The organism is uncultured Granulicatella sp., assembly GCF_963516875.1.
Taxonomy (GTDB): Bacteria; Bacillota; Bacilli; order Lactobacillales; family Aerococcaceae; genus Granulicatella.
Genome location: NZ_CAUQCL010000018.1, coordinates 17,690 through 33,848, shown reverse-complemented (window position 1 = coordinate 33,848; position 16,159 = coordinate 17,690). Strand labels below are relative to the sequence as shown.

Here is a 16,159-nt window from a genome sequence, read left to right as displayed (position 1 = left end):
ATTTGGGACATTTTTACTTGTGTTTAATTGAGACATTATCACTTGTGTTTGACAATCGAAAATTATTCGATTAGTTTCTAATTTTAAATTTATTTGTATTGTGTTATAATAGAGACAGAAAAAGGAGCTGAGCTACCAACTCAACTCCAATGTAGAACCGTTAAAAAGACGGTGGCTCGTATAACAGATTTAATCCGTCCTACTCGCGCAAAAGTGGGGACGGATTATTTTTTGTTCTTGTCTTTGAAGATTTTATAGCACAAGCCAATTAAAACCTAGAATCGTCTGCACTACTTCAAAAGCGGTCAAAAAAATGCCCCTCCTTTCCGTTAGATTTTGATGCACTACCCATAGGCATCACCTCTCTTTCGGTACAAGGAGCCACCGTCTTCACTTTTCTACAATTATAATTATATCACAAAATAGGCAGTATAAAACCACCTTCTTTTTCTTTTTATCTAACTTCTTATATCTTAGGAAAATCAGTATATGTCAAATGAGCATTAAAACATCATCTCTTATAACCTTATCTTTAGTTTCACAATATTATGCTTTCCTTTGACGTTTCAAATGCTTAAAACTAAAAGTGGCAGAACGTATGCTCTACCACTTTCCTACTATAATTCAACTTCGCTATTTTCAGGTGTTACAATTGAACTTACTCCAGTAACATTGAAGTATTCTTCGCAACGTTTTTTTAATGCTTCCATTGCAACTGTTGCTCTTTCAGCTTGATCTTTTGTAACAGATTCCATTATAAGAACGGCATTCGTTGTTTCTTCTTGCAACATTGTTCTCTTTGCTTCTCTCCAATTCAAGCAACGACATACGGCTCCCTCATTATCGAAGTGGCAAATTTCGCCTTCTAATGCAGGAGCATCTTCCTCAGCTCCTAACGGGAAGAAACTTTCTCCTCCTTTAGCTTTACCTAAGCGTAAATCTCCTTGGATTTTATCTAAATCTTCTCCTCCTAATGGAACAGCATATTCAATAGAAATACTATTATAAATATCTACTAATGGAGTAATTAAACGGAATGTATGTCCTTGAGAAACACGTTTTAATAGAGCTTCAATAGAAGAACGAGCCCCTTTTTTAGTTTTGAACTTAGAATAGGCTTGTCTCCATTGTTGAATTACTGTATTATCACTAAACACTTCTTCTGTAAAATGCTCTTGAGCCTTTTTACACGCTTCTGCTAAAATGCCTTCAAAATAAGGATCTTCTGTTTCATCTACAGTATTATTAATTCCTTTTAAGACTAATACATTTACTTGACCTTCTGGAAATAATTCCCAAAATTCTGGTTCTACGATAAATTTTGCCATGTTCCATTCCCCTATTCTAATTCTTCGAATCGCTGTTTCATTGTTGCATTATTTTTGACAAGTTTTTTAACGGTCAAATCTGTCGCCTTATTATTTGCTAATCTTAAATTGTTTTCTGATGATAACAACGCATCTTTTGTTTTTTGTAAATGAGAAATTGTTTTATCAATTTCATCAATTGCTGTTTTAAATCTCTTACTTGCCAATTCATAGTTTTTAGAAAAGGCTGTTTTAAACGCTAGTAAGTCTTCTTCGAAATGCGTAATATCTAATTGTTGCTCTTTCATTTGCGCTAATTCTTGTTTATATTTTAGAGAATTTAACGCAGCGTTTCTTAATAACGTAATGATTGGAATAAAGAACTGAGGTCTTACAACATACATCTTCTCATAAACATAGCTGACATCCACAATTCCGTTATTATAGAGTTCATTATCTGCTTCTAATAAAGAAACTAAAATGGCATATTCGCAAATTTTTTCACATCTATCTTTATCTAATTCTTTAAAGAAATGTTCATTTTTCTTTTTAGTAGCTGTTTGATCATTTTCATTTTTCATTTCAAACATAATCGATAAAATTTCATTTCCAAAATCATCGTATTCACGGTAAATATAATCGCCCTTACTTCCTGTTTTTGCATCATTATCTTTACCAAATTCAGCTCTTGGAAAAGCCGTCATTCTTAATTGATTAAATTGTATCTCACAATGTTGTTCTAAACTTTCACCGACCATTTTTGTCGATTGTTTTGCTTTAAAATCTTTATAGAAGGCAATCGTTTCGTCTTTTTGACGTAATTCCAATTCATATTTTTCTTTTAAAGCAGCCGCTTGAACTTCTTGTTCCTTTTCTTGCAAATGATTTTTCGCTTCTAAGTCTGCAATCACACGATCTTTTTCTGCAGACAACTGTGAAACTCGTAAGGCTTCTTTTGTTTCTTGTGCATCGATTTTTGCTTGAAGTGACTGAATCAATTGTTCTTGCTGAGACACTTTTTCCTGATATTGCTGCGTCAATTCTTGCTTTGAAATCACTTGTTCTTGTTGGATTTTTGATAATTCTATTTCCAATTTATGTTTTTCTTTTTCAACTTGAACTTCTATTTGCTGACTAGCCTGTTTTAGCTCTTGTTCTAATAGAGCAATTTGTTGTGTATATTGTGCTAATTTCTCTTCAAAATGAGATTGAGCTTGTTGAGATTTTAACTGTTGTTCTGTTTCAAATTGTTTTTTTGCCAATTCTAATTGTTGATGAATTTCTTGTGTAAATTCTTGAGTACGAACTTGACGCACAATATCTGCATAAGAATGTTCATCAATCGTAAAAACTTTTTGACAGTGTGGACATTTAATTTCGTTCATACAAGTCTCCCCCTCTTTTCAATAGAAATACTAATTAACGATTTACAAACTCAACAATTTCTTCTACGCTAATGGATGAATCACAGACTACTCGAACTTCTCCACCCTTAGCTACTAATAAACCTGGTACTGTTGGAATACCATATTTTTGACGGAATGATTGAATCTCCTTTAATTGAGTCACATCTTCACTATTAACGAAGATAGCTGGTTTATTTAACGCTTGACGTGCTTCATTCATTTTTGGAGCGAAACGACGGCAATATGGACAAGTTGGACGTCCAATAAATAAAATAACTTCTTCACCATTTGAGATGAAACTTTCTACTTCTTTAATAGATTTTTTTTCAAATTTTTCTACTGCTTCTAAAAATTCTTGTGACATAGTTTTTTCTCCTTATTTTGGATTAATATCCTTATATTTTTTTCTTAAATAAATTAATCGAGTAATAAATCCTCCGAGCATTCCGATTGCTACTCCACCGATTAATTCTTGAATGATAATGCCTATTCCAATACCAATTAAAATGGCTACTAACATGATGGCATTCAGGACATTTAATTCTTTAATTTTATCTTTAGAATCCATTCTTTCACCTACACTTATTGTAACACATTAATTTGGCACATTTTCATAGCTTCTAATGCTTGTTGATGCGTTTGAGGGGTTACCCCTGCACATGAAGTTGAACTTACATTAATCGGGATTTCTGGGAAATTTGCTTTCGCTAATAAGACATTACTAATAACGCAAATATCCGTACACAATCCTAAAAATGTAATGGAGCTAATGGAAGGTACTTCCTTTAATAATTCCATTAATGCTGTTGATCCAAAAGTAGGTTTTTCAACCCCAACGGCATCTTTTTCTAAAAGAGCTTCTTGAACAGTGACATCTAAATGCCATCCTGGAGTTCCTTTTACACAGTGAACAACCGGTAATTTTTTCCCTTCTTCTGTTTCTAAATAATTTTCGTGGTGAGTATCCAATGTATAAAATACCTTCCCTGAAAAATCTCGAATATATTTTGCAACAGTTGGTACTATAGCTACCGCTTCTTTACTCCCCAATACTCCATCTACAAAATCTTTTTGCATATCCACTACAACTAAAATATCTGTCATGATTGATCCTCCAATAAATGATAGTATTCATATAAATGACGGAATATAAAGTAATATCCGCCCGCTAAAACATAACTGATACTAATACAAAATAGCAATAATTCTTTTGATAAACTTGCCATTTCATATGCAATTGTTCCTCCTCCTAAAAAGAAGAGCATACTTAAACTATAAAACATAATTTTGACTTTGTCCTTTCGATGACCTCTTAACCATCTTCCAATCGCAAAACCTGTATCTGTTAAATAGCCCGTAAAGTGTGACGTTCTAACAATCATCCCTCGATAATAAATAAACATTCCATTTTGAACACCGACTGTAAAAGCTAATTGATAAATCCATAAGGATTCTAACTTCAACCAATAACTAAGACCTAATAATAGACCTAACACAATTAGTAAGATGCCATAGCGGTTTGCAAAACGAAATACTTTTTCTGAAAAAATCACTCCACAACAAACGCCACCAAGTAAAAAACTCATCACAATCAAAAATAAAGTGATTGCTTTTTCTCTTTCTCCAGCCATCGAGTGAATTAAAACTCCCGAAACATTCCCTGTCATATGTGTAGTAGGTGTTTCATATAATAATAATGTTGTAATATTTACAAATCCTGATAAAGCACTAAGTAGTCCTATCCATATTGCAAATAAAATTCCTTTTTGTTGCTTCATCTCTTCCCCCTTACCATTGTTGTATATAGTATTGAAAAGCTAATCCCCAACAAATAAAATTCACTACATAACAAATTATAAAATAAAGTCGATGAGTTTTATGGTGGAACACTAGCATTCCAAGTATTCCGCCAATTCCCCCACCGATTAATCCTAGAGTTAATAATCTTCTTTCAGGTATTCGCCACTTTTTTCTTTTTGCAGCTCTTTTATCTATTCCCATTAGAATAAATAATAAGAGATTAAGCCCTAGAAAATAACTTAAAAGTAATAACGAAGTATTACTCAACCGGAACAGCCTCACAACTTGTTCCATTTAATTGACCAATTTCAAAAATGTACTGACCTGTTTTAGTCACTAAACAAGGAATCCCTACCATTCCCCATTGTTTACGACCTTCAAATTGTGGTTTATCATCTCTTAAACGAATAAATTCTTTTAAGTTAGCCATACTTGCAGTAATATCTACCTCACGATAGCTAATATTTTGTCTTTGTAACTCCTCTACAAAAGCTTTTGTATCTGGACATAAGCTACTAAAATATAATACGTGTTCTTGCATTCTAAAAACTCCCTATCTACTTATAATTTGTTGTAAAGCTTGTCTTGCTAATTGATCAGCACCTCGATTTTCCTTTTCAGGAATCCATTCTAAAAATAATTGTGGGAAAAATTGAAGTTCTTCCTGAACTTTTTTTAGAATCTCTTGGTAAGCTACTTGTTTGGTATAATTTTTTTCAATCGCCATCATGGCAAATTTCGAATCAGAATTCAAAAAAACTACTTCATGATGCCATTCTTTTTCTTGAAGAATGATTAAGGCACGATAAATCGCCCATAATTCTGCTTGATGATTATCCATTAATTGGTCAGCATTTTCCTTAAATAAAAATTGTTGTTTTTCGTATAAAATTTCAATTCCAATTCCAACTTTTCCTGGATTTCCATTTACAGCTGCATCTGTTCTTACTCGAATCATTCAGAAACTACTACACTTACATGAGTAGCTTGAAGTCCATGAGCACCTTGTGCAATTTCAAATTCTACTCTTTGTCCTTCCTTTAAAGTCTTAAATCCTTCAGATATAATGCCAGTAAAGTGAACAAAAATATCTTCATCTGTATCAGTGACCGAAATAAAACCATAGCCTTTTTCATTGCTAAACCATTTTACGATTCCTTTTTTCATTATGAAAACCTCCAGCCTTTTCTATCATTAGACAGCTTTTATCTCATTATATACGTTCTAATTCTATTTTTAAAATGATTTGTTTCAAGTCTATTTTCAGTATTTATTTTCTCTAAAATCATCATATTGTTTAATAAAAGTAGCGTCATCATAAAATAAACTTTGCAATAGTTCTTCTTTCTTTGAAAAATATTTTATCCATTCCTCAAAAGAAGAAATATATTCTTCTTGAAACGGATATAATCGAATCGTATCTTGCATCCATTTTTGAGCTAACATCGTAGCCTCTTCCATTGGAAAATGATTGATTAACTCCTTTAACAACACGGATTCCTCTTTATAGAATCGAGATTTAGAAATCGAAAACAGTTTATTTCGTTTAATTTGTTTCATTTCTCCATTCCATAATAATTGAATCGCTTCAAGTGTTCCAGATTCCAACCATTCATCTAATAAAATAGCTTTATCAAACATTGGAATCTGTGGATGAAGTAAAAATAATTGAATCACGTATTCTTTTTGGGCTAATGTTGAATCAATTAATACTTGAGTTATATAATGCTTTTCTTCAACAGAAAAAATTTTATTCTGTGCTTGTAATGCTTCCCCAATTTCTTGTAACTGCTGAACTTTCTCTTGTTCATTTTTCAATTTTTGATTCATCATTTTCAACTGAAGCGATGCTATCCATGGAGACTCTAATTGTTGATACTCTTTCAGAAAAGCTTCCACTTGTTCAAACCGATTCATATGGATTAATGCTTCTAAATAAACCGATAAGTACTTTTCTTCCTTTAGTTCAAACTCTTCTACTAGCCATATTATTTCATTCCAGTCTTGAGTCCGATATAATAGAGTCCATAATTTCTCCAATAGTTGTTCTGAATTCGTCTTGATATAGCCTTTTTCTAACCAATCAATGGCGCCAATTAAATCTTCTTCTTTTTGACATTGATTCGCTTTTTGGATATAAAAATCTTCTTTATTTGGAAATTCAATTGTATTCCCCATCTTTTTCCTCCTCTTTAAAAGAAAAACAGACTAACATGATTAGTCTGTCTTAGCATCATTCGGTAAAAATTCAATAATATCTTTAAAATTTACAATGGTGCGATCTTCACAAATATCTTTCATAACAGTCGTTGAAGCTCCCCAATCAATGACAACTACCGCACTATTGGATAGGAGCTTATGAATAACACCATACATTTGTTGCCCTCGAAAAGTAAAATGAATACGATCTCCTACATCTGGACGAATCGAATCCTTTACTTTCTTAATCACAATCAAAACTTCTTCATAAGTTATACCCAATATATGCGCAATACGAGATTTAGTGGTGCCTTTACGAAGTTCCGTTTCAACAATTGCTTGAACTTTCTTTGTAACTTTTACGGTCATCTTCATCGCCTCTTCCCATGGGCCTTCCAATTCCAACACATCTACTATATTACTAATTTAAGTATAGCACAGATACCATTTTTTGTCAGTTAAAAACTCTCAAAAACATTGATATTATAACATTTCTAAGTAATATTTTCGAAAAAATTAGGAATTTTCGTCTAGAAAGATTACACTTCTCTTTGACCAAAGACACACATTTCTAATAAGGGACATTCATGACACTTTGGTTTTCGAGCAATGCAATGATATCGTCCAAAGAAAATCATCCAATGATGCGCTCTCGACCATAATTCTTTTGGGATTTTACGACATAAAGTTTCCTCTACTTCTAATACGGAATCTTTTTGTCTACAAATTTGAAGACGTTTTGAAATTCTCTCAACGTGCGTATCTACTGCAAATGCTGGGATATTAAAAGCAACACTCATGACTACATTGGCAGTTTTTCTACCAACTCCTGCTAAACTCACTAATTCTTCTCTAGTACAGGGAACTTCACCATTAAATCGTTCTAGCAGTTGTTGCGCACAAAGGCGAATGTTTTTTGCCTTACTTCGATACAATCCTAATGATTGAATACATTCAATCACTGACTCCTCACTAGCAACAGCCAAATGAGCTGGAGACGGAAATCTCTCAAATAATTTTGGCGTTACTTTATTCACACCTACATCGGTTGCTTGAGCACTTAAAATCGTAGCAATCAGTAATTCAAAAGCATTGCGATGGTTTAGCTCACAATGAGCATCTGGAAATAAATCTCCCATTGTTTGAACTGCTTCAATTGTTTTTGTTTTTGATAACATTATCTTCCTCCATTAATCCAACCAATTATCTAATGGAACTAGAGGAATCGGTGTTGTTTCTTTTGGTTTTGCTGCGAAATTTCCATTTCTCGTGCGATTCTTATCTTGAATCACTTGTTGCACTGTTTTGAATCCTTTTCTTTGCCATGTTAGCAAAATTTTATCCATATATTTTAACGTAAACACTTGATTTAATACCGCTTCTTTTAAAGCCGCTAAAATTAAATCATAAGAATATTCATCTTTATCAATCCAACTTTTAATCATTTGAATTTCGTATGAACTAATCGGTCTTCCAAACTCTTTTTCAATGACAAAAATTAAATTTGGCTTATCATTTTCTTCTTTTTTAGCGACTTCTTGGCGATGTAATATTTCCAATTGTTGAAATAACGGCGCTAGACTATAATATTCTTCTTTTTTGCCTTGTTCATTTTCTTTTTGGGTCACAGATACCACTTGTCGATCCAATAAATGCTGAATGATTTGGAATAATGTATTTTCACTAATTGAAAATACCTCGCAGACTTCATCTACATTCAATGGAAAATATTCTGAAGTGGAATGTTGTAACCACCAAGAAAGCATTAAGCATTCTTGCGCCGTCAATTGTAATTGTTGATAATAACGGATGAATGGATTTGGAACGGTTGTTCCTCCTTGATACATCCAAAATTGTTGAAATGTTTGTTCCAAAATTTTCACCTCTTTTTCTGACATAAAAACCGATTTCTAGAAACTCTAAAAATCGGTTTGAAATTGTCTGTTTTATGGGAAAATACGGTTTAATAAACGTGGGAATGGAATTGCTTCACGAATATGTTTCGTTCCTGCAACGAATGTTACCATTCTTTCCAAACCTAGTCCGAATCCTGCGTGAGGAACTGAACCATATTTTCTTAAATCTAAGTAGAATGCATAATCATCTGGATTTAAGCCATTCTCTTTAATTTTTGCATATAATTTATCATAGTCTACTTCACGCTGCGAACCACCGATAATTTCTCCATATCCTTCTGGAGCTAATAGGTCCGCACAAAGTACACGGCTTTCATTACCAGGTACTGGTTTCATGTAGAATGCTTTAATATCTGCTGGATAGTTCATCACGAATGTTGGAACTCCAAAATGATTAGAAATCCAAGTTTCATGTGGAGAACCAAAGTCATCTCCATGTTCTAAATGTTCATAATCTGTATCTTCATCTGCTTCATGAGCTTGTAATAAATCAATCGCTTCATCATAAGAAATACGTTTAAATGGTTCACTCACATATTTCTTCAATAATTCTACATCTCTTTCTAATGTTTCAAGAGCATGAGGAGCACGGTCTAACACTCCTTGAATTAATGCTTTTACATAAGCTTCTTGTAAATCTAATGATTCGTCATGAGTTACAAATGGATATTCCGCATCCATCATCCAGAATTCTGTTAAGTGACGACGAGTTTTTGATTTTTCAGCACGGAATACTGGACCAAAGTCAAATACTGGACCGAATGCCATTGCTCCAGCTTCTAAGTATAATTGACCTGATTGAGATAAGAAAGCTGGATCTCCAAAATAATCTGTTTCAAATAATTCAGTTGTATTTTCTGCTGCATTTCCAGATAAAATTGGACTATCAAATTTAATAAATCCATTTTGATCAAAGAATTCATATGAAGCATAAATAATCGCATTACGAATTTGCATAATCGCATGTTGTTTACTTGAACGTAACCATAAATGACGGTGGTCCATTAAGAAGTCTGTACCGTGTTCTTTTGGAGTAATTGGATATTCATGACTTTCACCAATCACTTCTAATCCTGTTACTAATAATTCAAATCCTAATTTTGAACGAGTATCTTCTTGTACAACCCCTGTTACATAAACTGCTGTTTCTTGTGTTAATGATTTAGCAATTTCAAACACTTCTTCCGGAACATCGCTTTTTACAACAATCCCTTGGAAATAAGCTGCTCCATCACGTAATTGTAAGAAAGCAATTTTCCCACTTGAACGTTTATTAGCTACCCAAGCTCCAATTAAGACAGTTTGTCCAACATAATCTTTAGCTTGGTTCATTCTGATTTTTTTCAAAATAATCCCTCTTTCTACAAATAATTTCTAACAAATTGATTCATTCTTTGAGCGGCATTTTTTAGTTCTTCTTCACTACTTGCACAACTTAATCGCAAGTAACCAGTACAACCGAAGTTTTCACCTGACACAGTCGCCACTCCAACTTCCTCTAATAATTTTAATGCAAATGCATCTGAAGTTTCAACTCCAACTATTTTCATTGCTTCTTGAATATTCACAAATAGATAAAAGGCTCCTCCTGGTTTCACGCATGACATGCCAGGAATTTCCTGAATTAATGAGTGGAATAATTCAATCCTCTTTTGGAATTGACGACGCATCGCTTCTTTATCTTCTTGTAAATCTTCCTTAAACGCCCGAATTGCAGCATATTGAACGACTGCAGCAGGATTACTCGTTGTATGACTGGTTAAATCATTCAATGCTCGTATCACTTCCACTGGACCAAAGGCATATCCTAATCGCCAACCCGTCATCGCAACAGATTTCGACAATCCATTAATGACTAATGTATTATTTTGGATTTCTTCGGATAAACTTGCCACACTAATACTTGGCACATCATGCACTAATTCATAATAAATCTCATCAGCGATAACAAACACTTGATGGTTTAATGCCCACTGACTAATTTCATATAATTCTTCTCTGGAATACGTTAATCCTGTTGGATTTGATGGAGAATTCAAAATTAATAGCTTCGTTTTATTTGTTAAAGCTCTTTCTAACAAATCTACGGTTAATTTAAAGGCATTCTCTTCAATCGTTTCTATAAAGACCGGAACACCTTGAGCTAACGTAATTTGTTCTGCATAACTCACCCAATATGGAACAGGCACTAAAACTTCTTCACCTGGGTCAATTAATGTTTGAAATGCAGAATATAAAGCAAACTTTGCTCCAGCAAAAACAGCTACTTGTTGTTTTGAAACTTTCACACCATCTTTTCTTAAATGAAAATCGCTAATCGCTTGTTTTAATGCATCTAATCCTAAAGTAGGTGTGTAATGGTCCGTTTCATGTTTCAATAGTGATTCAATTGCTGCTTTTGTTATTTTTTCAGGTGTATTAAAATCCGGCTCACCAATTGATAAGCTAATAATATCTTTTCCGGACGCTTTTAATTCTCTTGCTTTTTGTGTCATCGCTAAAGTTCCAGAAGGAAGTATTTTAGAGACACGTGCTGAAATTTTTACCATAATAACTCACCTTTAAATATTCTCAATATCTTTTATCCATTGACCATTTTTAGCGGAAATATAATAATATCCAATTCGTTTATTGCTTGTTCGATAATTGACTTCCCAAACGGGTTCATCTTTTATCATTCCCAATCTTGCTTCTAAAATCTCATCTGTATGTTTCGCTTGTTTTGTGATTGATCGTGCTTCTTGTTCATTAATGACAGCATCCTGTTGTAATATGGTCACTTCTCTCTTATCTGGAGAAACAATCGCATATAATTGTTGACCTTCTGTCGTAATTCCAGCTAGTGAATAATACGTTTCTTCCGTATTAAACCAATAGAAATCTGTAATTTTTGTAAATTGAACTTTTGGAGCTGCAATCTCTACTGCCAAATCTTTTGCACGTAATCGTTCCGATTGACTGAGATAAAATATTCGAGCTGCTCCAAAAAAAATCACTAAAAACGTGCAGACGAAAAGCAACATCGTACGTCTTCTCATGGATGCACAACCTTTTCTAATTTTTAAATTCAGATAAATTTATTATACGATAAGCTAGTAAAAAGCACCAGTATTTTATAATTTCTTGAATAAGAATTTAGCAATAAAAAAGATAGTTCCCATGGTTGAGAACTATCTTTCAGTGGTTAGACACATTTATTTTTTTCTACAATCACTTGACATTCGCTTGTTCCTATTAATGTTTTATTTTCAGGAACTTCAATGCTTTTATCTGTAATAACATAATCAAGATGAGCACCTTTACGAATAATAGAATTCGCCATAATGACACTATTTTTTACAACAGCTCCTTCTTCGATGATAACATCCCTGAAAATAATACTATTTTCAACAGTACCATTAATACAAGAACCATCTCCTAATAAGGAACTTTTAACTTGTGAGGTATCTCCATAACGTGTTGGTACACTATCTTGTACTCTCGTTAAAATATCCGTTCCACTATCAAACACAGCTGTTAATGTCTCAGGTTTTAATAAGTCTTGGTTGAAATCAAAATAATCTTTTACCGTATTAATAATTTTAGAATATCCTTTAATTTCATAGGCATAAACATTTAGCGTATCTAGATTTTTAGAAACATAATCTCTTAAAATATCTTCCCATCCAAGAGTCATACCTTTTTTAATAATGGCATTTAATAATTCTTTTGTCATAATATAAATTTTGACTTGTGTAGCACATTTTTCTTTTCCACCGTTAAAATGGTATAAACTTTCATATACTTTATGATCTTTATCAAAAATAATTTGAGACTCTCCGATTTCAGGTTTACGATAATGATAGGCTACAGTAATATCTGATGCTGTATCCACATGGTATTGGAACATCTCTTTAAAATCAATTGTTCCAATAATATTAGCATCTGCTAAAATACAATATTCTTCCGTTAAATTTTCCGTATAAACCATTGTATTCCCTAATGCTTCAATTTTATTTTGAGGAATTCGAGTAGACAAATAATTAGATAATGGAGTTAATAACGTTAACCCTCTATTTTTTCTATTTAAATCCCAATCTTTCCCCCAACCAACATGGTCACGTAAAGATTTATAATTATGGTTGGTCACAATTCCAATATTATCAATATCTGCCTTCACTAGGGAAGATAACATAAAGTCCACTAGACGATATCTCGAAGCTACTGGTAAAGAAGCTAATGTTCTTGAACGGACTAATCCTTGTAAGTCATCTTGTCTATAATTATCTGCAAATAAAATCGCAAAAGCTTTTATCATATTAACATCCTCCCGCTTTCATTGGTTCATTGACAACTTCATTGCGCCCAATTACCGTAATCATATCTTTTCCTAATTCAATTTCTTGATGACCGATAGATACACCAGCTTTAATAACTGCACCTTCTGCAACGATGGAATGATAAACAGATGCACCTTTTTCAATTGTAGCATTTTGCATAATAATACTATCTTTAACGACTGCACCTTCTGCAATCACAACTCCGGAAGAAATAATTGAATCTTTTACTTCTCCAAATACTAAAGTACCGTCTGAAATCATAGAAGACTGAACATCTGAATGTTCTCCCAAAAATTGTGGCAAGCGACCTTCATGACGATAGTAAATTCTCCAACTTGTATCATCAATATCAAATGCTTCACGACTCTTAATTAAGTCCATATTAGCTTCCCATAAACTTTCAATTGTACCAACATCTTTCCAATATCCTTCAAATGGGAAGGCGAAAATCTTTTTATCTTCTTCTAATAACATTGGAATAATATTTTTCCCAAAATCCTTCTCACTTTCCGGATTTGCTTCATCTCGAATTAAATACTCACGTAATACTCTCCAATTGAAAATATAAATTCCCATAGAAGCTTTTGTAGATACTGGTTTTTCAGGTTTTTCTAAAAACTCAACAATACGAAGGTCTTCATCTGTATTTAAAATTCCAAAGCGATGTGCTTCTTCCATCGGTACATTAATATGAGCAATCGTTAAATCAGCTTCTTTTTCCTTATGGAACTCTAACATTTTATTGTAATTCATTTTATAAATATGGTCCCCAGATAAAATCAAGACATAATCAGGCTCATATTGTTCAATATATTTAATATTTTGATAGATGGCATGAGCTGTTCCTTTATACCATTCTCCCGTTTTCCCTGCGGTATACGGTGGTAAAATTGATAATCCACCATCCATTCTATCTAAATCCCATGGTTGACCATTTCCCATATATGAATTTAATTCCAATGGTTTAAATTGTGTTAAAACACCAACTGTTGAAATACCTGAGTTGGCACAATTGGATAATGGGAAATCAATAATACGATACTTTCCACCATACGGTACGGCAGGTTTTGCCATATCTTGTGTTAATACTTGTAAGCGAGTCCCTTGTCCTCCTGCTAATAACATTGCGACCATTTCTTTTTTTCTTGCCATTTGTGTCTCTCCTTATCTAGTTTAATCTATTCTTTCAAGATAGAGTGTTGAAAAAGCTGGTATGTTTATTTTTAAAGTAAACGGGAATTCTCCGCATATTTGCTGAACAGTTTTTAAGTTTCGATTTAATACACCTTGCCCACCAAATTTTTTAGCATCTGAATTAAGTGCCATTTTATAATGACGTTCTGTTTCAAAACCAATGTGATAAGAATCCCAATTTTGACCAGAAAAATTCGAAATTACTAATACTTCCTGTTGTTCAGCTTTTCTTGAAAAAGCAAATACATTGTGGGAAGCATCTTCTACGACATGCCATTCGAATCCTGCCCAACCACCATCGTGTTCCCACAATGCTGGACTGACTTTATAAAATTGATTTAATTCTTGTACAAATCGATGAGTACTCTGATGAAGAGGGTAATCTAATAAGAACCAATCTAATTCCCGTTTTTCATCCCATTCTATAAACTGGGGAATTTCACTTCCCATAAATGTTAGCTTTTTACCTGGGTGTCCAAACATATAGCCTAAAAAAGCTTTATAATGCGAAAACTTTTCTTCGTAATTCACAGGCGCTTTATCTAATAAGGATTTTTTCCCATGAACGACTTCATCGTGAGAAATTGGTAATATAAAATTCTCAACAAATGCATAACACATTGAAAAGGTTAATCGATGATGACATCCTTGACGAAAATATGGATCTACCTCAACATAATCTAAACTGTCATTCATCCAACCCATATTCCATTTATAATGAAATCCTAAACCACCTTCATCAATTGGAGCAGTTATTTTTGGATATGCAGTCGCTTCTTCAGCAATCATCATCACTCCTGGATAATGTTGGCGAACATATTGATTCAATGTTTTAAAGAACTCTAACACTTCTAAGTTTTCATTTCCACCATAAATATTTTTTGCAGCTAAATGCTCAGGACGATCATAGTTTAAAAATAACATCGAACTGACTGCATCCACTCTTAGACCATCTAAGTGAAATTCTTCAATCCAGTAACAAGTGCTGGAATATAAGAAGGAGCAAACTTCACCACGACCATAATCAAATACTCTTGTCCCCCATGACAAATGTTCTTTCTTTCTTTCATCAGAATATTCATAACAACATTGACCATCAAATTCATAAAGACCGAATGCATCTTTTGTAAAATGCCCGGGAACCCAATCTAAAATAACTCCAATACCATTTTGATGTGCCTTATCGATTAAATATTTAAAATCCTCCGGTATTCCATATCTTGAAGTAACTGCAAAATATCCTGTTACTTGATATCCCCAAGATGGATCATAAGGATATTCTGTAATCGGAAGAAGTTCAAGATGTGTATAATGCATCTTCTTTGCATAGGGAATTAAAGTATCTGCTAATTCTCGATAACTATAAAAATCACCATTTTCTTTATTTTTCCAGGAACCTAAATGTACTTCATAAATATTCATTGGTTTTTGATAAGGAACTTCTCTTTGTTTCATCCACTTATCATCATTCCACTCATAATTTGAATCTGTATAAACTTTTGAAGCTGTTAATGGACGAGTTTCAGCATGTCTAGCATATGGATCTGCTTTCCAGAGCATCCGACCATCATTTGTTTTGATAACATATTTATAGGCATCATAAGAATGAAGTCCCTCAACAACCCCTTCATAAATCCCTTGATCATTGATTTTATTTAATGGATAAGCTGTTGGATTCCAGTTACAAAAATCTCCTGAAACATAAACTTCTTCTGCATGAGGTGCCCACACTCGAAAGGTACAATGATTTCCTTCTAAAAAAGATCCCAAATACTCATAGGTACGAAAATTTTTCCCTTCATGGAATAAATATTCTGCTAAAGAATTACTCATACGCACTCCTCCTTTATCCTTCTTCAATCCGTTTTACGAATTTTTACAAGCGTTTACATTTTTTGTTGCATAAAAACCTATAGATTCTTTTTTTCCGTTTATTTACAATTTGATTATAACATATCTTTGCCTATTTTCGTATATTTTTTTCAAAAAAATAAAGCGTTTTATTTATTGTCATATTC

20 protein-coding genes are annotated in these 16,159 nt (G+C 33.1%); all 20 read right to left on the bottom strand.

Annotation, left to right across the window (positions count from 1 at the left end):
* Positions 1-617 precede the first annotated feature (617 nt).
* The 20 genes from RWM24_RS07090 to glgB all read right to left on the bottom strand — a co-directional run bounded on the left by RWM24_RS07090 (position 618) and on the right by glgB (position 15,974).
* Positions 618-1,328: a B3/4 domain-containing protein gene (locus RWM24_RS07090; protein ID WP_314112890.1), complete on the bottom strand. Its 711-nt coding sequence runs from the start codon at positions 1,326-1,328 to the stop codon at positions 618-620.
* Between the two features lie 11 nt (positions 1,329-1,339).
* A complete protein-coding gene (locus tag RWM24_RS07085) occupies positions 1,340-2,692 on the bottom strand; it encodes a DUF2130 domain-containing protein (protein WP_314112888.1) in 1,353 nt (450 codons plus the stop codon).
* A 34-nt stretch (positions 2,693-2,726) separates the two neighbouring features.
* Positions 2,727-3,077 (bottom strand): thioredoxin domain-containing protein, encoded by a 351-nt coding sequence (locus RWM24_RS07080; protein ID WP_314112887.1) that lies wholly within the window; start codon positions 3,075-3,077, stop codon positions 2,727-2,729.
* Positions 3,078-3,089: 12 nt separating this feature from the next.
* Entirely contained in the window at positions 3,090-3,281 is a 192-nt protein-coding gene (locus RWM24_RS07075) for a hypothetical protein (RefSeq protein WP_314112886.1), read from the bottom strand.
* A 14-nt stretch (positions 3,282-3,295) separates the two neighbouring features.
* Positions 3,296-3,817, bottom strand: a complete 522-nt coding sequence (locus RWM24_RS07070; RefSeq protein WP_314112884.1) for an isochorismatase family cysteine hydrolase — start codon at positions 3,815-3,817, stop codon at positions 3,296-3,298.
* Positions 3,814-4,491 (bottom strand): YoaK family protein, encoded by a 678-nt coding sequence (locus RWM24_RS07065; protein ID WP_314112882.1) that lies wholly within the window; start codon positions 4,489-4,491, stop codon positions 3,814-3,816. Before RWM24_RS07065 ends, RWM24_RS07070 begins: the two co-directional genes overlap by 4 nt.
* A gap of 10 nt (positions 4,492-4,501) precedes the next feature.
* A complete protein-coding gene (locus RWM24_RS07060; protein ID WP_314112880.1) occupies positions 4,502-4,807 on the bottom strand; it encodes a DUF1294 domain-containing protein in 306 nt (101 codons plus the stop codon).
* Complete coding sequence (locus RWM24_RS07055) at positions 4,773-5,054, bottom strand: glutaredoxin (RefSeq protein ID WP_314112878.1); 282 nt, start codon at positions 5,052-5,054, stop codon at positions 4,773-4,775. The genes RWM24_RS07060 and RWM24_RS07055 overlap by 35 nt, the downstream gene beginning before the upstream one ends.
* Before the next feature lie 12 nt (positions 5,055-5,066).
* Positions 5,067-5,471, bottom strand: a complete 405-nt coding sequence (locus tag RWM24_RS07050) for a ribonuclease HI family protein (RefSeq protein ID WP_314112876.1) — start codon at positions 5,469-5,471, stop codon at positions 5,067-5,069.
* On the bottom strand, positions 5,468-5,680 hold the full coding sequence (locus RWM24_RS07045) for a cold-shock protein (protein ID WP_006702438.1): 213 nt from the start codon (positions 5,678-5,680) through the stop codon (positions 5,468-5,470). The genes RWM24_RS07050 and RWM24_RS07045 overlap by 4 nt, the downstream gene beginning before the upstream one ends.
* A gap of 96 nt (positions 5,681-5,776) precedes the next feature.
* Complete coding sequence (locus tag RWM24_RS07040) at positions 5,777-6,691, bottom strand: hypothetical protein (protein WP_314112874.1); 915 nt, start codon at positions 6,689-6,691, stop codon at positions 5,777-5,779.
* Between the two features lie 39 nt (positions 6,692-6,730).
* Complete coding sequence (locus RWM24_RS07035) at positions 6,731-7,081, bottom strand: DUF2187 domain-containing protein (RefSeq protein ID WP_314112872.1); 351 nt, start codon at positions 7,079-7,081, stop codon at positions 6,731-6,733.
* Positions 7,082-7,251: 170 nt separating this feature from the next.
* Complete coding sequence (gene nth, locus RWM24_RS07030; protein WP_314112870.1) at positions 7,252-7,890, bottom strand: endonuclease III; 639 nt, start codon at positions 7,888-7,890, stop codon at positions 7,252-7,254.
* A gap of 12 nt (positions 7,891-7,902) precedes the next feature.
* Positions 7,903-8,595: a DnaD domain protein gene (locus RWM24_RS07025; RefSeq protein ID WP_314112894.1), complete on the bottom strand. Its 693-nt coding sequence runs from the start codon at positions 8,593-8,595 to the stop codon at positions 7,903-7,905.
* A 63-nt stretch (positions 8,596-8,658) separates the two neighbouring features.
* Complete coding sequence (gene asnS / locus RWM24_RS07020) at positions 8,659-9,960, bottom strand: asparagine--tRNA ligase (protein WP_314112892.1); 1,302 nt, start codon at positions 9,958-9,960, stop codon at positions 8,659-8,661.
* A 29-nt stretch (positions 9,961-9,989) separates the two neighbouring features.
* Positions 9,990-11,177, bottom strand: coding sequence for a pyridoxal phosphate-dependent aminotransferase (locus RWM24_RS07015; protein WP_314112868.1), 1,188 nt, complete (start codon positions 11,175-11,177; stop codon positions 9,990-9,992).
* A gap of 12 nt (positions 11,178-11,189) precedes the next feature.
* A complete protein-coding gene (locus RWM24_RS07010; protein WP_314112866.1) occupies positions 11,190-11,666 on the bottom strand; it encodes a DUF5590 domain-containing protein in 477 nt (158 codons plus the stop codon).
* A 146-nt stretch (positions 11,667-11,812) separates the two neighbouring features.
* Positions 11,813-12,925, bottom strand: coding sequence for a glucose-1-phosphate adenylyltransferase subunit GlgD (glgD, locus tag RWM24_RS07005; RefSeq protein ID WP_314112864.1), 1,113 nt, complete (start codon positions 12,923-12,925; stop codon positions 11,813-11,815).
* A gap of 1 nt (position 12,926) precedes the next feature.
* A complete protein-coding gene (locus RWM24_RS07000; protein WP_314112862.1) occupies positions 12,927-14,099 on the bottom strand; it encodes a glucose-1-phosphate adenylyltransferase in 1,173 nt (390 codons plus the stop codon).
* Between the two features lie 21 nt (positions 14,100-14,120).
* Positions 14,121-15,974, bottom strand: a complete 1,854-nt coding sequence (glgB, locus tag RWM24_RS06995; protein ID WP_314112860.1) for a 1,4-alpha-glucan branching protein GlgB — start codon at positions 15,972-15,974, stop codon at positions 14,121-14,123.
* Positions 15,975-16,159 lie beyond the last annotated feature (185 nt).